This is a genomic window from Streptomyces sp. NPDC002403 (assembly GCF_053593015.1).
In genome coordinates, this window is sequence record NZ_JBSFBQ010000010.1 from 1 (window position 1) to 17,515 (window position 17,515).

The window sequence follows — 17,515 nt, forward strand, 5'->3', positions numbered from 1 at the left end:
GCGGATTCCGCGCGGTGTACGGCACTTTCGGTCCGGACGGGGTCTACGTCCGCCGGGACCCGGCCGACCGGGTCCCACCGCGCGAATTGCAGGGCGGAAGGAATCTCCCGGGCTGCGCTGCGGCCGGTCGTGCCGGCCACTTCCCGGGCTCCCTCACCCCGTCCACCGAGCGCGGCCCGCGAGCGGGCGCCGGTCTCGCGGAGCCCCGTCCGGTCGGCCTGCAACTGCTGATGCCCGGCCAGGAGCCGGAACGCTCGCCCCCCCCGGACAGCGGCAGCGGCATCGGTAGCGGCATCGGCAGCCGTGTGGATATGCGTGGAATGGCTTCTTTGTACCCGACCGGTCCTGTGGCGTCACGCCCTGGACTTGCCCGAAATGACAGGTATGTGGCACATCGGTACGTTCGCCGCAGGTCGGCCGTCCGGCCGGCGTCTCTGAGACGGAGAGAAGTGCCATGCCCTCGCGTACCTTCACGGTGGCCGCCGCCGTAGCCAGCACAGCGGTCCTTGCCACCGGCATCACCTATGCCTCGACCGACAGATCCACCCAGGCCGAACCGGCCGCCGAGCAGCCCGTCCACCGGGCCGCCCCGCCCGCCAGGCAGGCCGCTCCCGCACCGGCCCCCGTCGGCAGCGAGAGCGGAACGGGGGCCAAGGGGGACAAGGGGAACAAGGGCGACAACGAGGGCTCCGACCGCGGCGGGCGCGGCGACGAGGGTGGTGGTCGGGGCGGCGGCGACGACGAGGGCGGTGGCCGGGGCGACGGCGGAGACGAGGGCGGCGGCCGCGGTGATCGCGGCGACGAGGGCGGCGGCCGGGGCGACCGCGGTGACGAGGGCGGCGGCCGGGGCGGGCGCGGCCACGACCGGAAGAGGGAGGAGCGGATCTACTTCAACGAGCGGGAGTACGGCGCCTATCCGGGGGGCTGCGTCCCCGCGGCCAGCGGGCTGGGATCGAGCAGCTTCAGCATCTACAACGACAGCCGCCATGCGGTCGAGGTCTTCCGGGGATTCGCCTGTGACGGCGGTTCTCCGGTCGCCACGGTCGGCCCCTACGGCAGCACCTACGGTGTCGTGACCCCCAACGTCCGGGGCGGCGGGTTCATCGACAACGGCGTCGTGGGCAGCTTCCGGGTGATCGGACGCTACGAGGAGTGGTGACGGGCCGGAGCGCCGCGGGACACGGGAAGCGGCTGTCCGGGAACTCTCAGCTCCCGGACAGCAGTGTCGGCAGCTTGCGCATGTCGTCGAAGACCACGGTGTCCGGGCCTTCCAGCCAGTGCGCCGGGGTCAGCCCGCCCGCGAAGCCGAAGGCCCGCATCCCGGCCGAACGGGCCGCCTGCACCCCGTACTTGCTGTCCTCGACGACGACACAGGCGGCGGGGTCGACCCCCATCCGCCGGGCCGCGTGAAGAAAGAGATCGGGGGCGGGCTTTCCGTGTGCGACCTCGGTGGCGCTGAAGATGCGTCCCTCGAAGTGCGCGTAGAGCCCGGTGTGGCCCAGGGTGTGACGCATCTTGTCGTGGCTGCCGCTGGATGCCACGCAGGTGGGGAGCGCGAGGGCGGCCAGCGCTTCGTGGATGCCCTCCACCGCGACGAGTTCGGTCCCGACCGCGTCGCGGTGGAGGTCCTCGAAGCGCTGCTGCCAAGCGGCGGACGCGCCGGGCAGCCGGGCATCGACCAGCTCGCCGATGGACTTGTTCGACCGCCCCACGAACTGCTCGACGACCTCCTCCGCCGTCAGCGGCCACCCCAGCTCGGCGCCCACCTGGACCTGGATGCGTACGGCGATGCGCTCGCTGTCGACGAGTACGCCGTCACAGTCGAATATGACGAGTTCAGGAGCAGTGATCATCCGCTCAGGATAGGGAACGGGGCGTGCGGATCGTCGGCCGCTTCTTCCCGGCAGTCGCCGCAGTTGCCCGGGGTGGGGGAGCGGAAGGCCCGGTCGCAGCGGTCGCAGTTCTGGAGCAGGACGGTGGGGTGCTCCGGGGTCGGCGGGGGCGGGAGGAGAGCGGTGAGGCGGTACCGGAGGAGCTTCGCGGGGCGCTTGAGGGGCCGGGGAAGGTCGTCGGTGAGGGCCTTGCGGAGGACGGCGGCCGTGGCACCGCGCTCGAACCAGGTGGCGGCGGCGGGGGCGAGCAGGACGACATCCTTCTCGGTGAGGGTGATCTCGGCCGCGTGCCGGTGCAGATCGGTGAGCAGCGCGGTGGCGGCGCGGAGGTACTGGGGGAGCGGGTTGCGGGGTTGGGGGAGCGGCGGGGGCGGAGGCGTGGGAGCGGGTGGAGGCGTCGGCGGGGGTGTTGCGGCCCCGGCCACGGCCACGGGTGCGGGTGCCTGGCGGCGTGGCTTGGGTGCCGGGGGCGGAGTGGAGTGGCGTTGCGCGGTGCCGGTCGGCTGGTTGTAGGAGCAAGTGCGCGTGACGACACGGCCGTTGGGCAGCCGCTCGCGGGTACGGCTCAGGTAGCCGTGGGCCTCAAGTTCGCGTAACGCGGCGGCGATACGGGCCTCGCTGTCCGGGAAGCGTTCGGCGAGCGTCTTGATGCCGATCCGCGCCCCGGCGGGAAGTGACTGGATGTACGTCGAGAGCCCGATCGCGAGCAGGGAGAGCTGGCGGTGCTGGGCTAGGTGGTTGCCGATGACGGTGAAGCGGCTGGTGTGGCGGGTGTTGATGTGCCTGACACCGGATGTCGGCGTGGCGCCTCCGCGAACGGGAGACGGGGCGCGCATGGGCGCGCTAACCTGCTGTGTATCCATCGGGAAGCCTTTACTTCCTCGGTGGTCAGGCCCTCGTTCGGGATCGTGACTCCCGGCCGGGGGCCGACGCATGTCTGGGGGTTGTCGCGGCGAGCATATGCCAGCGAACCCCTGCGAAATCCAGCTCAGTTGGCGAACCTCACCCGTGTGAGTGACGGGCCCCTGTGCGTGGCTGGGGGAGGGGTTGGGTTGGGGAAGTTCCTTCTTCCCAAAGCCTTTAAAAGCTTCTTTACGTCGGGGCCCGCCGCGTCGCGGTCCCCCGGGTCGCGGCGCACCGGGTCGCGGCTGTCGCGATCCGGTGCGGGACCGGGCGAACGCGGGCTGACCTGGTGCGATCAGCCCTGACGCGCGTACGTGACGAACGCGGACCAGGCGCCGGGGGCGACGTCGAGGTGGGGGCCCTGGGCGTTCTTGGAGTCGCGGATGTGGATGGTGGTGGGGCAGGCTGCTACCTCGACGCACTCGCCACCCTCGCCGCTGCTGTAGCTCGACTTGCGCCAGTCGTAGGCGACCTCGATGCAGTTGCCGCCCTCGCCGTCGCTGTGGCTGCTCTTGAACCAGTGCAGTTGCTCGGTGTTCATAGCTCTCCCAGCATCTTCTCGATCAGCATCAGGGACTCCCTCGGGGTGAGAGCCTGCGCTCGGATGATCCCATAGCGTTCGCTGAAGACCCGGACCTCCTCGGAGTCTGTGATCAGCCGCGGATGCCCGTAGAGCTCCGTGTAGACCGCTTGCTGTCGCCCCTTGGGGGTGATCAGGGTGAACGTGCCGCCAATCGCGGCGTGTTCCTCGCGATGCGTCGGCATGACCTGGATCTCCACCGTCCGCAGCCTTCCGATGTGCATGAGCCGTTGCAACTGATCTGCTTGGACGGCTCCGCCTCCGATCGGGCGCCGCAACATGGCCTCCTCCAGTACATAACTGAAGGTCGGCGCAGGCCAGCGCTCGAAGATCAGTTGTCGAGCCAGTCGGTCTGCGACCCGTTTCTCGATGGTTGCCTCGTCCAGCAACGGGCGGCGCTGCGTGAAGACGGCCCGCGCGTACGCCTCCGTCTGCAGCAGGCCGGGTACGACCTGGGCGCTGTACTCATGCAACGCGGCCGCATCCGCCTCCACCCGCGCGTAGTTCCGGAACCAGTCCGGATGACGGGTCCGCGCCCGCGCCAGCGCCTCCCGTACCTCGTCGACGGCGGCACACAGCACCCCGCACCCGCCGAGGAGCGGGTCCACGCGGATCAGGAACTCCGGCTGCGGCGTACGCACCCCCCGCTCCATCGCCGAGATCAGGTCCTCCCCGCAGTGCGCGGCGAGGCCCAGGTCCTTCTGGCTCATGCCCGCGCGTTCACGCAGCACCTTGATCTGTTTGCCCAGCGCTTTGAAAAGGTGCGCCGTTCCATCCGATTCGGCCGGCCGCTCCGGCCTTTCCTCGCGTTCCGCGTTCGCCATCCGCCCCGCACCGCTCTCTGTTCGCCCGGTCACGGCCGACGCCCCGTACGGCCGACAGGACGTGCCCGTACAGCTGCTCGGCGTCGAGGTGTCACTCCTGGTCAGCGTACGAGCAACCGGACACGCTGAGTCACATGAACGCCGAAATCACCCTTGTGGGCGCCGAGTTCGTCCAACGCTTCAGCGCCACCCGTCGGGGCGCCCGGCTCGCCCGCAGGCTCGCTCTCCACCAGCTCGAAGCATGGGGCGTGCCGTACGGGAGCGAGCTGTCCGGGGACGCCGCCGTGATCGTGTCGGAGCTGGCGGCCAACGCGGTGCTGCACGGGCTGGTACCGGGGCGGGACTTCGAGCTGAGGCTCGTCGTTCTCGCGGACACGCTCCGTATCGAGGTGTCGGACGCGAGAGGGGAACGCGAGCCGGAGGTGAGGCCCTCCCGCCCCGGCGCGGAATCGGGTTTCGGCCTGCACCTGGTCGGGGCGCTGGCGATGTCGTGGGGCGTGAAGGACCGGGACGTCGGCAAGACGGTCTGGGCGGAACTGGCCACGGCCCGGTGAAGTCGGCCGGGGCGGCTGACGTGGATCACGATGACGGTGGCCTGGTCTTCTTTGATCTCGTACAGCACGCGATAGCGGCCCACGTGCACGAGCCGCAGGGTGGGAGAACCATACGGCGCCGGCCCTTGGGGCAGGGGCTCGTCGGCGAGCAGGTCGACGGCCGGTAAACAGAAGAGCATCCCGGACTGGTCGACTGGCGCTGCATCCCATACGGGCAGGCAGGTCACTCAGCGAGAATCGGCTTGAGCATCTCCCTCAAGCGTTCTTCGCTGGCTCCTCCGATGATCCGCCCGGCAATCTTCCCTTTCCTGTCGACGAAGAGGGTGGTTGGAATGGTTTGTGCGTTCAACGTTCCCTTGGGGAACCTCAGAAGGAGCTTGCCTGCAGGATCGTGCAGGCTCGGGTACGGGATTTTGTAGTTCTTCTCGAAAGCCAGAGCCGGGCCTGTCCGTGCGTCGCGCGTGTTGATGCCGATGAACTGCACACCGTCATCGGCCAGATCATTGGAAACCCTGGCGAGGTGATCAGCCTCAGCGCGGCACGGACCGCACCAAGAACCCCAAACATTGAGGACTATGACCTTTCCCTGATAGTCGGCAGTATCCAGTTTCTTGCCATCGATGGTCTCGCCGGTAAGTCTCGGGGCCACGAGTCGGTCGCCCTCCTTCTCAATGCTGGCGCCGGCGCCAGCATTGGCGAGATCGGTACCACTCGAACTCGAAGTCTCACCCGCACCACACGCGGCCAGGGCAATCGCTGCGACTGGGGTTCCTGCGGCGAACAGAAGGGATCGGCTGCGGCTGGAGACGCTCATCTACCGAGTTTGACATACCCACTTCGGGGGGCCGGGCGCCATCCCCGGCATGCCCACGCGGAGGCGCTCCTGTGCCGATTAATGTAGTGACGTAGGTCGCTGAATTCTAAAAAGCAGCCAGCCCGGTGACGCGCTCGCAGCCACCGACACCGCAACCGACGGCTACCGGACCGAAGCACACCTCAGCAGCGGTCGTGTGGCCACGACTCGGGGGAGAAGCGTCCTGTACACGGACTGGGCAACTGGCGATCTGCCCGAGGGGAACAAGTACACCATGTGGGTCTGCGTGGTGAAGGACACCAACTCCAACTGCTCTGGCAAGTACACCGCCACCGTCCCCCACCCCCTCCATTTCCCGCGACGCGAACAGGGCGGCGCGCCGCGGGAGCGGGACAGCAACGCCCCGGTGTTCTCCGTACCCCTCGGGGAGAATGAGGGCATGGAGCTGCGTGGGGACAAGATCGTGCTGCGGCCGGTGGCCGATGGAGATGCCGAGATTCTCGAAGGGGTCGTGAGGGAACCGGAAGTCGCGGCGTGGTGGTCGCCCCCGGACGGCTACGAGGGCATGCTGGCCGTCGTCTTCGAGGGTGAGGTCATCGGCGCCGTCCAGTTCGACGAGGAGACCGATCCCGAGTTCCGTCGCGCGGGCATCGACATCTTCCTGACGGCGAGGCACCACGGGAAGGGCCTCGGTACCGACACGGTGCGCACGCTGGCCCGGTGGCTGGTGCGGGAGCGCGGCCATCACCGGCTGACCATCGATCCCGCCGCGGCCAACTCCGCGGCGATCCGCTGCTACGGCAAGGTCGGGTTCAAGCCCGTGGGAATCATGCGGGCGTACTGGCGCGACCACCGGACAGGCGCCTGGCGGGACGGTCTGCTGATGGATCTGCTCGCGGACGAACTGGTCTGACGCGGCCGACCGGCGGTGCCTGTGCGGCCGGCCCGTTCGTGATCGGGCCGGCCGCACCGACATGCCGGGCGTGGGGGTCAGTCCACGGTGTCGAGGGGGATGTCGATGTAGGACTCGGCACCCTGGGGAGAGGTGAGTTCGACGGTGAACACCGGTGTGGTGGTGTTGGCGTAGGCGAAGAACGGGTCGTGGGTGTCGATGACGAGCTGGAGCTGGTGCCCCCTGGCCAGGACGTAGTGGGCGGGCTGGAGGGGGAAGGCCACCGTGGTGGCCCGGCCGGCCTGCTCGTCGGTGAACGTGTAGGGGGCGTGGGTGATGATGGCGGCCTTGCCGGTCGCCGGGTCGCAGTCCATCAGGTAGGCCACGATCGTGGCGTCCGCCTGCTGCGGCTTCACGGTCACCCGCAGCTCCAGGTCGCCCTGGACACGCATGGCCTGCACCATCGGCGCGGTGGTCCAGATCGCGGCGAGGCCCCGGTCGATCTCTGCCGTCCTGTAGACGTGCGGCAGGCCCATGCGTTCGGCCAGGCCGGTCTGGACCAGCTTCGGGGCGACGACGGCCTCGGTGCCCTGGCCGGTGGCCTTCACGGAACGGGTCCAGCCCGGCTGCGGGTCGCCTTCGGACATCTGCCCGTCGGACGCACCGGCGGCGGCGTCCGCGAGGTGGAACCGCTTCCGGGGCAGGGCGTAGCTCTCCCAGTCGTCGTGGTGGAGGTCGGACAGGAGGTTGTGCATGTACTCCGAGCGAATGCCGAACCGCGGCTCGCGTCCGTCGCCGGCGCTGCCACCGAGGTGGTGGTCCATCCACCGGTAGGCCATCTCGGTGGGCTTGGAGAACAGGCCGGCCAGGCCGGAGAGTTCGCCGTTGCCGTGGTCGCCGACCTGGACGAGGAGCGACTTGGGCCCCGTCAGGTCGGTGAAGAGGTCCACGACGGCGGGCACCGAGAAGATCGTCTCGTGCCAGGCGGTGGTCAGCAGGATCGGCGTGTTGGCGTCGTTGTACGCGTTCAGGCAGTGCTTGGGCGAGCGGACCCGGGCGAACTCCCGGACCTCGTCGTCGATGGTGTTGCTGCGGATCTTCTGGATGATGCCGCGGAACTCCTCCGAGCACCGGTCCTCGTCGAACAGCTTCACGAGCGCCTCGAAGGCCGCCAGGTGCCGGGTGCCGTTCTCGTACAGCGAGGCGAAGAGGTCTCCCCAGGCGCTGGTACCGGCCACGGCCTTGACCCGCTGGTCGTTCGCGGCGGCCAGCAGGCTCGTCCCGGCGCCGTAGGAGGAGCCGAAGAAGCCGATCCGGCCCGGGTCGACACCGTCGATCTGGACCAGTGCGTCGGTGATCGCGGTGGCGTCGGCGACGTCCTGCGGTCCGGCGACGTGGATCTCGCCCGTGGACTTGGCCAGGCCGCGCTGGCTGTAGGCCAGCACGACGTATCCGCCCAGGGCCCAGCGCGGGAACATGCCGAGGTACGCCCGGTGCCCGATGTTGATCAGCGGGGCGGGCAGGACGACCGCGGGGCAGGTCTGCCCGGGTGCGAGATCGCGCGGGACGCTCAGCGACGCGTCGAGCATCGTCCCGTCCGCCATGGCGATCGAGAGCTCCGTGTACCGGGAGACCTCCGCGTACGTCTCGTACGTGTCGGCCAGGCCCCACTGGTCCAGGCGGCCGATCCGGCGCGGCGACGGGTCAAGCATCCCCTCGCGGATCGCCTCAAGCCTGGCGAGATCGTCGGCGCTGATCTCGAACGGGTTTCCCTGGGTGCTGTCGAACGACACGACTGTGCCCGCCTTCCGTGGCAGAGGTGATGACGAAGAGTCGGACACATGCTCACCCCGCCGGGATCACCCCGGGGAAACGTTTCGCATCGTCCACTCGTACGGGTGGACGGCGCCGCCCAAACCTCCAGGCAGGCAACAGGCCGGAGCTTGACCGAGAACAGCCGGGCACAGCCGAAGACACCGGCCGGGAGCCTCCCGCACGCGAGCCCGTCGACCGACGCTTCCGGTCCGCGCTCTACTCCCAGGTCGCGGTGTCGGGGTCGATGCCGTGGGCGCGCGCTTCGGCGTCGACGGCTCGGCGGAACCACGTGGCAAGGCCGGCGCGGATGCCGTCGTAGTGGGCGGCGAACGCCGGATCGGCCTCGTACATGCGGCCGAGGCAGACCTGCATCTGCCTGGTGAGGGGAAAGTACGAGGCGAAGACTTCGCGGTGCCGCTCGACGAGCCGATTCGCCTCCGGGCTGCCGGGGGTGACGCCGGCGTCCATCGCATCGCCGAGGGCGCGGTCGAGGGCGGCGACGGCGTCGGCGATGGCCTGCCATTCCTCCGGGCCACGAGAGGCGGAGCGCTCGGCGTACTGCCGCCATTGCGTCGTGTCCCCCCAGCGCCGACGGGCTCGGGCGGGCCCTTCCGGGTCCCACTGGGGGCCGAAGATCGCGGCCTGCTGCTCCGCGGTCAGCAGCAGGCCGCGCTCGTGGGCGTCGATCATCCGGTCCAGTCCGGCGCCGAGCTGCTGGAGGCGGTCGATCCGTTCCGCGACCTGGGCGCGCTGCGCGCGCAGCGCACCGGGTACGTCCGCGGTCGAGTCGTCCAGGACGGCCCGAATCCTGTCCAGGCCGAGACCGATCTCGCGGTAGACGACGATGCGGTGCAGGCGTTCCAGGTCGCCGGCGGTGTAGAGCCGGTATCCGGCAGCCGTGCGCAGCGACGGTCGCGCGAGACCGATCTCGTCCCAGTGGTGCAGCGCGCGGACCGTCACGCCCAGGCGCGCCGAGACCTGACCGACCGGCAGGCCGTCGGCGTCAGTGGAATCAGGCATGCTCCTGATTGTCGCCGCGACCGGTGTCGGGCGGGGTGATCCCGATGGCCTCAAGGTTCCGTGCCTCCTGACCGGCCGGATCGAACGGCTTCGCCGCGGTGAGAACGATCCGTGCGTTCTCGGGGGTGACCACCTCCACGTCGCGGGTGTTCCAGGGAGTGTCCCGTGGACCGTCGACCGAGCCCGGGCGCAGCGCACGACAGGCCTCCGCGAGGGAGTCGACCTGGCTGAGCACGCACGAGAAGCTGAGGCTCATCGCCGGTGCCTGCTCCGGAACGCTCGCCGCCTGGAGAAGGAGCACGTCCTGGAACGCCCACCGGCGCAGATGCACGAGCGTGCCGGGGATGCCGAACAGCTCGAAGAACCCGAGCCCTCGAATCCAGAAGTCCACCGACGCCGCCAGATCGGTCGTGGGGATCGTCGCGAAAGCGGGCATTCCATAGATGCCACGGAACAGCTCCGGCGGAACCGCATCCGGGCCGGGGGTGGGCACGGGACTCATCTCGAACGCGTTGAAGTGGTCGCTCATGCACGCCACCCTCCGGCCTCACGCAACGTGAGGGTCAAGCCGAAGTCCGAAGTGCCCGCGCGGACGGGGCGGAGCAGAGGAACTCTCCGACTCCCCAGGGGCGTTGGGTATGCATGCTGATGCTGTCGAGCCTGCTGATCATGGCCGTGCTGGTGATGGTGCCGTTCCTGCTGGCGTCGGCCCGCTATGCGGTGATCCGCACGGGCCACCCCGCCTGGCTGGGCCGCGTCCTGGCCGGCCGCACTCCGCGCGAGGGGCTCGGCGTCGGGGCCTCGGTCGCCGACGAACTGCACGCGTTCCTGAACTCGGCCAAGCGTGTGCAGATCGAACACCGGGTGGAGGAGCAGGTCCTCAAGGACGACACGCTGGACGGGGCACCGCCGCGCATGGGCGTTGATCTGGACGCAGGCACGGCCGTGATCCGGCCCGGGGGCCCGGCGGCCTGACGCAGCTCGCCCCCGGCAGGCGCACGGCTCGGCCGGTTCGCCGGAGCTGCCCGGGCCCAGCGTCAGATGCCCTGGTCCGGGGCGCGGGCCCCGCTCGTATGCTCGGGTTCATGACCGATCCTCAGCGCGGACGTCCGACGACCAATTCCATGCGGCGTGCCCTCAAGCGGGCCCGTGACGGTGTCGCTCTCGATGTGGCCGAGGCCGCCGTTCTGCTCCAGGCGCGGGGGGAGGACCTGACCGACCTCGCCGCCTCGGCCGCCCGGGTGCGTGACGCCGGTCTCGATGCCGCGGGGCGGCCGGGTGTGATCACGTACTCCCGCAAGGTCTTCATCCCGCTGACCCGGCTCTGCCGCGACAAGTGCCACTACTGCACCTTCGTCACCGTGCCCGGCAAGCTGCGGCGCGCGGGGCACGGGATGTTCCTCTCGCCCGACGAGGTGCTGGACATCGCCCGCGAGGGCGCGGCCATGGGGTGCAAGGAAGCGCTCTTCACGCTCGGCGACCGGCCCGAGGACCGGTGGCCCGAGGCGCGGGAGTGGCTGGAGGCCGAGGGGTACGACGACACCCTCGCCTACGTACGCGCCATGGCGATCCGGGTGCTCGAAGAGACCGGGCTGCTCCCGCACCTCAACCCGGGCGTGCTGAGCTGGACCGACCTCCAGCGGCTCAAGCCCGTCGCGCCGTCCATGGGCATGATGCTGGAGACGACGGCGACCCGTCTGTGGTCCGAGCCCGGCGGCCCGCACCACGGGTCCCCGGACAAGGAGCCGGCCGTGCGGCTGCGGGTGCTGGAGGACGCGGGGCGCTCCAACGTCCCGTTCACCACCGGCATCCTGATCGGCATCGGCGAGTCCTACGAGGAACGCGCGGACTCCCTCTTCGAGCTGCGCAGGACCGCCCGCGCCTACCACGGCATCCAGGAAGTCATCGTCCAGAACTTCCGCGCCAAGCCGGACACCGCGATGCGCGGCATGCCGGACGCCGAGCTGGAGGAGCTGGCCGCCGCCATCGCCGTGGCCCGGCACATCCTCGGCCCGTCCGCCCGCATCCAGGCCCCGCCGAACCTCGTCGACGCCGAGTACGCGCTGATCGTCGGCGCCGGGATCGACGACTGGGGCGGCGTCTCGCCGCTCACCCCGGACCATGTGAACCCCGAGCGCCCCTGGCCGCACATCGACGAACTCGCCGCGCGGACCGCCGAGTCGGGGTTCGAGCTGCGTGAACGGCTCACCATCTACCCGGAGTTCATCCAGCGCGGCGAACCGTGGCTCGACCCCCGTCTCCTCCCGCACGTCCGCGCGCTCGCCGACCCGGAGACGGGGCTCGCCCGCGAGGACGCCGTCCCGGCCGGGCTGCCCTGGCAGGAACCCGACGCGGAGTTCGGCGCCTCGGGCCGCACCGACCTGCACCGCACCATCGACACCGAGGGCCGCACCGGCGACCGCCGCGAGGACTTCGACGAGGTGTACGGGGACTGGGAGGCGCTCCGCGAGGCCGCCGCGCCCGGCATGGTGCCGTCCCGGATCGACACCGATGTGCGCGAGGCGCTGAGCCGGGCGGCCGACGACCCGACGAAGCTCACCGACGGGCAGGCGCTGGCCCTGCTCCACGCGGACGGCCCGGCCCTCGACGAACTGTGCCGGATCGCGGACACCCTGCGCCGCGACGTGGTCGGCGACGACGTCACGTACATCGTCACCAGGAACATCAACTTCACCAACGTCTGCTACACCGGCTGCCGGTTCTGCGCCTTCGCCCAGCGGCGCACCGACGCCGACGCGTACACGCTCTCCCTGGACCAGGTCGCCGACCGGGCAGCGCAGGCGTGGGACGTCGGCGCGGTCGAGGTGTGCATGCAGGGCGGCATCCACCCGGACCTGCCCGGCACCGCGTACTTCGACATCGCGCGGGCGGTGCGCGAGCGCGTGCCCGGCATCCATGTGCACGCCTTCTCGCCCATGGAGGTCGTCAACGGCGCCACCCGCACCGGGATGTCCATCCGTGACTGGCTGATCGCCGCCAAGGAGGCCGGGCTCGGCTCGATCCCCGGCACGGCGGCCGAGATCCTGGACGACGAGGTCCGCTGGGTCCTCACCAAGGGCAAGCTGCCGACCGCGACCTGGCTGGAAGTCATCAGGACCGCCCACGAGGTGGGCCTGCGCTCGTCCTCGACGATGATGTACGGGCACGTCGACCAGCCGCGCCACTGGCTCGGCCACCTGCGGACCCTGGCCCGGCTCCAGCAGGAGACCGGCGGCTTCACGGAGTTCGTGACACTGCCGTTCATCCACACCAACGCACCGGTCTACCTCGCGGGCATCGCCCGCCCCGGCCCGACCGACCGCGACAACCGGGCCGTCACCGCCATGGCCCGGCTGCTGCTCCACCCGCACATCACCAACATCCAGACCAGCTGGGTCAAGCTCGGCACGGAGGGCGCGGCCGAAATGCTGCGCTCGGGCGCCAACGACCTGGGCGGCACGCTGATGGAGGAGACCATCTCCCGGATGGCCGGCTCCGGCTACGGCTCGTACCGCTCCGTGCGGGACCTGGTGGCCATCGCGGAACTCGCGGGGCGCCCGGCGAAGCCGCGTACGACGCTGTACGGGGAGGTCCCGGCGGAGCGGGTGGCGGCGGCCGAGGCGTCCGACGGGCACCTTCCGGAGCTGCTTCCCGTACTGCCGGACTGAGGCGGCTCAGGAGACGGGGGCGTCCGGTCCGGGAGAGGTGTCCGGGCCCCGTGGCGGCACCGCTCAGCCTTCCTCCGCGTCACGCTCCGCTGCCGTGGCGATCACGTCGTCCAGTACGTCCCGGGAGCGCAGCAGCTCGCTGATCTTCCGGTCGATCCGGTCGCGTTCCACGGTGAGGTCGCCGACCAGACGCGGGGTGGCGATCGCGGACGGGCCGCCGTCCGCGTCACGCACGCACGGCAGCAGCTTGGCGATCTTCGTGCTGCACAGTCCGGCCGCGTAGAACTCCTGGATACGGATCACCCGGTCGACTGCCCAGGCCGGGTAGTCGCGGTGGCCGCCCGGGGTACGGTCGGCGGTCAGCAGCCCCTGGGTCTCGTAGTAGCGCAGGGAGCGCTCGCTCACGCCCGTACGCCGGGCCAGCTCGCCGATCCGCATGGGATTCCTCGCTTCCGGGCTTGAACCTGACACCCGTGTCAATTCTTACCGTTCCGGCATGACGAACACAGCGGCTTCCCGGAAGATCTTCGAACCGGTCGGACTCGGCCCCCTCACCCTTCCCCACCGTCTCGTGATGGCTCCGCTGACCCGGAACCGTGCCACCTCCGACGGCGTGCCGACCCCACTCATGGCCACGTACTACGCCCAGCGCGCCTCGGCGGGGCTGATCATCGCGGAGGCGTCCACACCGAACGCCGAGGGGCAGACGTACCCGGACATCACCGCGATCCACAGCCCGGCTCATGTCGAGGGCTGGCGCCGGGTCACCGAGGCGGTCCGGGCGGAGGGCGGCCGGATGTTCCTCCAGCTCCAGCACGGCGGGCGGGTCGGCCATCCGGACACCAGCGGTCTGATGCCCGTCGCTCCCTCGCCGATCGCGCTGCCCGAGATGATCCACACGCCGGACGGACGCCGGCCCTCGGTCGTCCCCCGCGAGATGACCGCCGAGGACATCGGGAGGACAGTGGCCGACTTCGCCACAGCGGCTCGCAACGCGATCGGGGCGGGCTTCGAAGGGGTCGAGGTGCACAGCGCCAACGGCCACCTGCTCCACCAGTTCCTCTCGCAGGGGACCAACCGGCGAACCGATGCCTACGGTGGCTCCGTGACCGGCCGCATCCGCTTCGTCGTCGAGGTGGTCGAGGCGGTCACGGAGGCCATCGGCGCCGAGCGGGTGGGCGTGCGCGTCTCACCGGGGAACACGGTCAACGGCATCGAGGAGGGCGACACCGAGGAGATCTACCCCGCGCTCGTCACGGCCCTGGCCGGTCGGGGGCTCGCCTATCTGCACGTGGTGCACGCCGACCCGGACGACGCCGTCCACCAGCGCATCCGGACGGACTGGCCGGGCACCCTGATCGCCAACCCGGTACTGCCACAGGACCGCATCCCCGACGACGGCGGTCTCGCCCACGGTGAGCGACTGCTGGCCGCCGGCGCCGACCTGATCGCCCTGGGCCGTCCCTTCCTCGCCAACCCCGACCTGATCCGTCGTATGCGCACCGGCGCCCCGGTGAACCAGGTCCGGGACGCATACCTGATGTACGTGGGCGGAGCGACGGGCTACACGGACTACCCGACGCTGTCCGACGGTGCGTGAGGGGGCCGCCCCTCCACGTGCAGGGTCCGGGCAGGGGCAGGGGCAGGGGCAGGGGCAGGGGCAGGGGCGGGGGCGTCCGGTCCGGGAGAGGTGTCCGGGCCGGACGGGGGCCAGAAGTCCGTCGTGTGCGGCGTGCCGTCGAGGGCCGCGTCGACCCGGCCCCGGATGTACGCCCCGGTCATCGGGCAGTCCAGCGCCCTGTCGGTGCGGCAGCCGAGCATGTGGGTGAGGACGGCCACGGCGCGTTCGAGCTTCGCCATCCGGTCCAGCATCGCATCCCGCTGGGAGGCGATGAGGGCGAGCCGGTCCGCGATGTGCTCGCTGTCGACGATCGCGCTCGTCTCCGCGAGCGTGAGCAGACCGTCCTCGTGCCACAGCTGTGCGTACGCGAGAGCGGCCAGATCCTCGCGGGTGTAGTGGCGGACGCGGCCCCGGCGCTCGCTGTGCCGGACGAGGCCGCGTTCCTCGTAGAAGCGGAGGGCGGCCACCGAGATACCGAACGCCTCCGCGACCTCGCTGATCGAGTACAGGTCCTTCATGGGCACCTCCGGCCGACGCCCCCACTTGCGCTCAAGCTTACTTGAGCGTGAAGGCTGAAGGGGTAGGTCGTCCACCACCTCAGGAAGGCTCCCGTGCCCGTGCCCGCCCCTGTTCCCGCACCTGTTCCCGTGCCCGTCGCCGAGTCGGCTTCGCCGCGCCCCGCCCGCGAGGGGCCCGCCGCGGCCGTGATGCTGGTCACCGGTTTCGTCCTGCTCAGCCTCAACACCCGGGTGGCCTTCGGGCAGTTGGGGCCGCTCGCCCCGGTGGCCGGGTTCGGGACCGGGGCGCTCACCCTGCTCGGTCTGCTGCCGCCGCTCTGCATGGGCCTGTTCGCCCCGCTCGCGGCCACCGCGCGGCGACGGCTCGGCGAGGAGCGCGGCCTGTTCTGGGCGAGCGCGCTGCTGCTCGTCGGGGCGGTCGTCCGGATACTCGGCCTGCCCGGCCTGTTCGTCGGAACGGTGCTCGTCAGCATCGCGACGGCCGTCGTGAACGTGCTGATCCCGGTCTTCGTGCGCAGCCGGTTCGACCCCCGCAGGGTCGGCGTGATGATGGGGGTCTACGCCCTGTCCATGGGGGCCGGTTCCGCGCTCGTCGCCGCCCTGATGGTGCCGGTCTGGGAGGCGTCCGGGCACTCCTGGCGGACCGCGATCGGGATCGCCGTCGTCCCCGCGGCCCTGGCGGCGCTCGGCATGGCGCCCCGACTGCGGTATGCCGAGCGTGGCGTGGGGCGGGGTACGGGGCCGGACCCGGTGCGTGTGGGTGTCCTCCGCAGGGGCACCGGCAGGGGCGGCAACGCGGGCAGCGACAGGGGGCTGGCCTGGAGCCTGATCGCCTTCTTCGGGCTGCAGACCCTGCTCTTCTACACCACCCTCGCCTGGCTGCCCGCGATCCTCGTGGACGCCGGGGTCGCCAAGGGGACGGCGGGGGGCATGCAGTCCCTGTTCATCCTCGGCGTCGCGATCGGCGGCTTCCTCACCCCGGTCCTGGCCGCCGCCCGCGCCGACCAGCGCCCGCACCTCTTCGCGGTCGTCCTGATCTGCGCGCTCGGGTACGCCGGACTGCTCGCCGCCCCCGCGAGCGCCCCCGCGCTCTGGGCGCTCGTGCTCGGCACCGGCCTCGGGGGCGGCCAGGCGGTGGCCGGAGTGCTGTACGTGAAGCGGGGCCGGGACCACGACCACGTCGCCGCGCTGTCCACGGTGGCGCAGACGGGCGGCTACCTCGTCGCCGCCGCCGGGCCGGTCACCGCGTCCGTACTGCACGCCGTCACGGACACCTGGACCGTACCCCTGCTCGCCTTCGTGGGCGTGCTGCTGCTGAGCGCCGCGGCGAGCCTGCGCGCGGGCCACGACCGGCCGGCCCGCCCGGCCGCCGCGGACAGGCGCTAGGGTCTTTCGTTTGGATCATGCCGGGCTCGCGGGGCCTGGCACACACACTCGCCGCGTTGTCGTCACTCGCCAGGGCTCCGCCCTGACTCCCTCCTCCGCCTTGCGATCGCACGCACCAGGTCCCGCTCCCCGATCCGGCCTGATCCAAACGAAAGACCCTAGACAGCCGTCCGCGGCGGTCGGGTCCGGGTCACTTCCGCCAGAACAGGTGGTGCGTCACACCGCTCGCGCTGGGCACGACATCCAGGTGGAAACGGTCGAGCAGCTCGTCGGGCGACTTCCACAGCCGTGACCCGGAGCCCAGCTCCACCGGGGAGACCGCCACATGCAGGGTGTCGACGAGGTCGGCGTCCAGGAACTCCCGGATGACGGTGGCCCCGCCGCCGAGCCGGACGTCCTTGCCCCGCGCCGCCTCCCGCGCCCGTCCGAGGACCGTGGCCGGGTCGGCGTCGACGAAGTGGAACGTGGTGTCGGAGAGCGTGATCGAAGGGCGCTCGTGGTGGGTCATCACGAACACCGGGGTGCGGAACGGAGGCTTGTCGCCCCACCAGCCCTGCCAGTCGAGGTTCTCCCAAGGGCCGCGCTGGGGGCCGAACTTGCCGCGGCCCATGATCTCGGCGCCGATATTGCGTGCGTAGTCCCGCGTGAGGTAATCGTCCAGGCCGCGGCTGCCACCGGGGTCGGTACGCATGGGCCAGCTCGCCGTGGCCCCGGCCCAGGAGAACATCGCCCCGGGATCGGCGTCGCCGAACGGCCGTTCCACGCTCGGGTTCTCGCCGGCGCCGAATCCATCGCTGGAAACGTTGAAGTTCTGGACTCTCAGCAGCTGAGTCACGGGTCTCCTCCTGTGCTTGTCGGTACGGAGGAGAGACTCCCAGGACCCCGCGAACTCATCGCCGGAACCCGCCAGTATTTTTCTGTCGGCCAACTGCGCACATACCCACGCGTACCCGATTCCCGGGCCTCTACCGACGGTTCCTGTTCGATTACAGTGCTGCGCAGTCGCAGGCGGGCCGGATCTCGGGCCT

18 protein-coding genes and 1 pseudogene are annotated in these 17,515 nt (G+C 70.7%); 7 read left to right on the forward strand and 12 right to left on the reverse strand.

Annotated elements, in window-relative coordinates:
• The first annotated feature begins 454 nt into the window (after positions 1-454).
• Positions 455-1,159, forward strand: a complete 705-nt coding sequence (locus tag ACWCPY_RS14125; protein WP_451264640.1) for a hypothetical protein — start codon at positions 455-457, stop codon at positions 1,157-1,159.
• A gap of 46 nt (positions 1,160-1,205) precedes the next feature.
• Here ACWCPY_RS14125 and ACWCPY_RS14130 read toward each other — a convergent pair whose 3' ends face one another.
• From ACWCPY_RS14130 to ACWCPY_RS14145, 4 genes are all read right to left on the reverse strand, one after another.
• Positions 1,206-1,853, reverse strand: coding sequence for an HAD family hydrolase (locus ACWCPY_RS14130; protein ID WP_451264642.1), 648 nt, complete (start codon positions 1,851-1,853; stop codon positions 1,206-1,208).
• The gene (locus ACWCPY_RS14135; protein ID WP_451264644.1) at positions 1,850-2,755 is read right to left on the reverse strand and encodes a helix-turn-helix domain-containing protein; all 906 of its coding nucleotides are present in this window, start codon (positions 2,753-2,755) and stop codon (positions 1,850-1,852) included. Before ACWCPY_RS14135 ends, ACWCPY_RS14130 begins: the two co-directional genes overlap by 4 nt.
• 335 nt (positions 2,756-3,090) lie before the next feature.
• Positions 3,091-3,336 (reverse strand): DUF397 domain-containing protein, encoded by a 246-nt coding sequence (locus ACWCPY_RS14140; protein ID WP_451264646.1) that lies wholly within the window; start codon positions 3,334-3,336, stop codon positions 3,091-3,093.
• On the reverse strand, positions 3,333-4,199 hold the full coding sequence (locus ACWCPY_RS14145; RefSeq protein ID WP_451264930.1) for a helix-turn-helix domain-containing protein: 867 nt from the start codon (positions 4,197-4,199) through the stop codon (positions 3,333-3,335). Before ACWCPY_RS14145 ends, ACWCPY_RS14140 begins: the two co-directional genes overlap by 4 nt.
• A gap of 134 nt (positions 4,200-4,333) precedes the next feature.
• Here ACWCPY_RS14145 and ACWCPY_RS14150 point away from each other — a divergent pair, with 134 nt between their 5' ends.
• Positions 4,334-4,753, forward strand: coding sequence for an ATP-binding protein (locus ACWCPY_RS14150; RefSeq protein WP_451264648.1), 420 nt, complete (start codon positions 4,334-4,336; stop codon positions 4,751-4,753).
• Positions 4,754-4,779: 26 nt separating this feature from the next.
• Here ACWCPY_RS14150 and ACWCPY_RS14155 read toward each other — a convergent pair.
• Positions 4,780-4,932 (reverse strand): annotated as a pseudogene (locus tag ACWCPY_RS14155) (type II toxin-antitoxin system RelE family toxin); the annotation flags it as partial.
• A gap of 44 nt (positions 4,933-4,976) precedes the next feature.
• Positions 4,977-5,567 carry a TlpA family protein disulfide reductase gene (locus ACWCPY_RS14160; protein ID WP_451264650.1) on the reverse strand — a complete coding sequence of 197 codons (591 nt, stop codon included), beginning with the start codon at positions 5,565-5,567 and terminating at the stop codon, positions 4,977-4,979.
• 439 nt (positions 5,568-6,006) lie between these two features.
• Between ACWCPY_RS14160 and aac(6') the strand changes: the two genes are divergently transcribed.
• Positions 6,007-6,480: an aminoglycoside 6'-N-acetyltransferase gene (aac(6'), locus tag ACWCPY_RS14165; RefSeq protein WP_451264932.1), complete on the forward strand. Its 474-nt coding sequence runs from the start codon at positions 6,007-6,009 to the stop codon at positions 6,478-6,480.
• A gap of 77 nt (positions 6,481-6,557) precedes the next feature.
• Here aac(6') and ACWCPY_RS14170 read toward each other — a convergent pair whose 3' ends face one another.
• The 3 genes from ACWCPY_RS14170 to ACWCPY_RS14180 all read right to left on the reverse strand — a co-directional run bounded on the left by ACWCPY_RS14170 (position 6,558) and on the right by ACWCPY_RS14180 (position 9,823).
• Complete coding sequence (locus ACWCPY_RS14170) at positions 6,558-8,252, reverse strand: CocE/NonD family hydrolase (RefSeq protein ID WP_451264651.1); 1,695 nt, start codon at positions 8,250-8,252, stop codon at positions 6,558-6,560.
• Between the two features lie 238 nt (positions 8,253-8,490).
• The gene (locus ACWCPY_RS14175) at positions 8,491-9,294 is read right to left on the reverse strand and encodes a MerR family transcriptional regulator (RefSeq protein WP_451264653.1); all 804 of its coding nucleotides are present in this window, start codon (positions 9,292-9,294) and stop codon (positions 8,491-8,493) included.
• A complete protein-coding gene (locus ACWCPY_RS14180) occupies positions 9,287-9,823 on the reverse strand; it encodes a VOC family protein (protein ID WP_451264655.1) in 537 nt (178 codons plus the stop codon). The genes ACWCPY_RS14175 and ACWCPY_RS14180 overlap by 8 nt, the downstream gene beginning before the upstream one ends.
• Before the next feature lie 113 nt (positions 9,824-9,936).
• Here ACWCPY_RS14180 and ACWCPY_RS14185 point away from each other — a divergent pair, with 113 nt between their 5' ends.
• Positions 9,937-10,269, forward strand: coding sequence for a DUF6191 domain-containing protein (locus ACWCPY_RS14185; RefSeq protein WP_385543721.1), 333 nt, complete (start codon positions 9,937-9,939; stop codon positions 10,267-10,269).
• Positions 10,270-10,379: 110 nt separating this feature from the next.
• Positions 10,380-12,962, forward strand: a complete 2,583-nt coding sequence (locus ACWCPY_RS14190; RefSeq protein ID WP_451264657.1) for a bifunctional FO biosynthesis protein CofGH — start codon at positions 10,380-10,382, stop codon at positions 12,960-12,962.
• 63 nt (positions 12,963-13,025) lie between these two features.
• On the opposite strand, the gene ACWCPY_RS14195 is transcribed toward ACWCPY_RS14190, so the two are convergent.
• The gene (locus ACWCPY_RS14195; protein WP_451264659.1) at positions 13,026-13,400 is read right to left on the reverse strand and encodes a MerR family transcriptional regulator; all 375 of its coding nucleotides are present in this window, start codon (positions 13,398-13,400) and stop codon (positions 13,026-13,028) included.
• Between the two features lie 58 nt (positions 13,401-13,458).
• On the opposite strand from ACWCPY_RS14195, the gene ACWCPY_RS14200 reads away from it, so the two are divergent.
• Positions 13,459-14,562 carry an alkene reductase gene (locus ACWCPY_RS14200; protein ID WP_451264661.1) on the forward strand — a complete coding sequence of 368 codons (1,104 nt, stop codon included), beginning with the start codon at positions 13,459-13,461 and terminating at the stop codon, positions 14,560-14,562.
• Here the strand turns inward: ACWCPY_RS14200 and ACWCPY_RS14205 are convergent.
• Positions 14,535-15,101 carry a helix-turn-helix domain-containing protein gene (locus tag ACWCPY_RS14205; protein ID WP_451264663.1) on the reverse strand — a complete coding sequence of 189 codons (567 nt, stop codon included), beginning with the start codon at positions 15,099-15,101 and terminating at the stop codon, positions 14,535-14,537. The two genes, ACWCPY_RS14200 and ACWCPY_RS14205, sit on opposite strands and share 28 nt — an antisense overlap.
• A 93-nt stretch (positions 15,102-15,194) precedes the next feature.
• Here ACWCPY_RS14205 and ACWCPY_RS14210 point away from each other — a divergent pair, with 93 nt between their 5' ends.
• On the forward strand, positions 15,195-16,487 hold the full coding sequence (locus ACWCPY_RS14210) for an MFS transporter (RefSeq protein WP_451264665.1): 1,293 nt from the start codon (positions 15,195-15,197) through the stop codon (positions 16,485-16,487).
• Positions 16,488-16,677: 190 nt separating this feature from the next.
• On the opposite strand, the gene ACWCPY_RS14215 is transcribed toward ACWCPY_RS14210, so the two are convergent.
• Positions 16,678-17,322 (reverse strand): dihydrofolate reductase family protein, encoded by a 645-nt coding sequence (locus tag ACWCPY_RS14215; protein ID WP_451264667.1) that lies wholly within the window; start codon positions 17,320-17,322, stop codon positions 16,678-16,680.
• Positions 17,323-17,515: the final 193 nt, after the last annotated feature.

Excerpts from the sequence above, each read along its gene's own strand:
- ACWCPY_RS14180 (WP_451264655.1), bottom strand. The coding sequence starts at position 9,823 with ATGAGCGACCACTTCAACGCGTTCGAGATGAGTCCCGTGCCCACCCCC.
- ACWCPY_RS14125 (WP_451264640.1), top strand. The coding sequence starts at position 455 with ATGCCCTCGCGTACCTTCACGGTGGCCGCCGCCGTAGCCAGCACAGCG.
- ACWCPY_RS14135 (WP_451264644.1), bottom strand. The coding sequence starts at position 2,755 with ATGGATACACAGCAGGTTAGCGCGCCCATGCGCGCCCCGTCTCCCGTT.
- ACWCPY_RS14195 (WP_451264659.1), bottom strand. The coding sequence starts at position 13,400 with ATGCGGATCGGCGAGCTGGCCCGGCGTACGGGCGTGAGCGAGCGCTCC.
- ACWCPY_RS14130 (WP_451264642.1), bottom strand. The coding sequence starts at position 1,853 with ATGATCACTGCTCCTGAACTCGTCATATTCGACTGTGACGGCGTACTC.
- ACWCPY_RS14150 (WP_451264648.1), top strand. The coding sequence starts at position 4,334 with ATGAACGCCGAAATCACCCTTGTGGGCGCCGAGTTCGTCCAACGCTTC.
- ACWCPY_RS14175 (WP_451264653.1), bottom strand. The coding sequence starts at position 9,294 with ATGCCTGATTCCACTGACGCCGACGGCCTGCCGGTCGGTCAGGTCTCG.
- ACWCPY_RS14140 (WP_451264646.1), bottom strand. The coding sequence starts at position 3,336 with ATGAACACCGAGCAACTGCACTGGTTCAAGAGCAGCCACAGCGACGGC.
- ACWCPY_RS14185 (WP_385543721.1), top strand. The coding sequence starts at position 9,937 with ATGCTGATGCTGTCGAGCCTGCTGATCATGGCCGTGCTGGTGATGGTG.
- ACWCPY_RS14205 (WP_451264663.1), bottom strand. The coding sequence starts at position 15,101 with ATGAAGGACCTGTACTCGATCAGCGAGGTCGCGGAGGCGTTCGGTATC.
- ACWCPY_RS14200 (WP_451264661.1), top strand. The coding sequence starts at position 13,459 with ATGACGAACACAGCGGCTTCCCGGAAGATCTTCGAACCGGTCGGACTC.
- ACWCPY_RS14145 (WP_451264930.1), bottom strand. The coding sequence starts at position 4,199 with ATGGCGAACGCGGAACGCGAGGAAAGGCCGGAGCGGCCGGCCGAATCG.
- ACWCPY_RS14190 (WP_451264657.1), top strand. The coding sequence starts at position 10,380 with ATGACCGATCCTCAGCGCGGACGTCCGACGACCAATTCCATGCGGCGT.
- ACWCPY_RS14160 (WP_451264650.1), bottom strand. The coding sequence starts at position 5,567 with ATGAGCGTCTCCAGCCGCAGCCGATCCCTTCTGTTCGCCGCAGGAACC.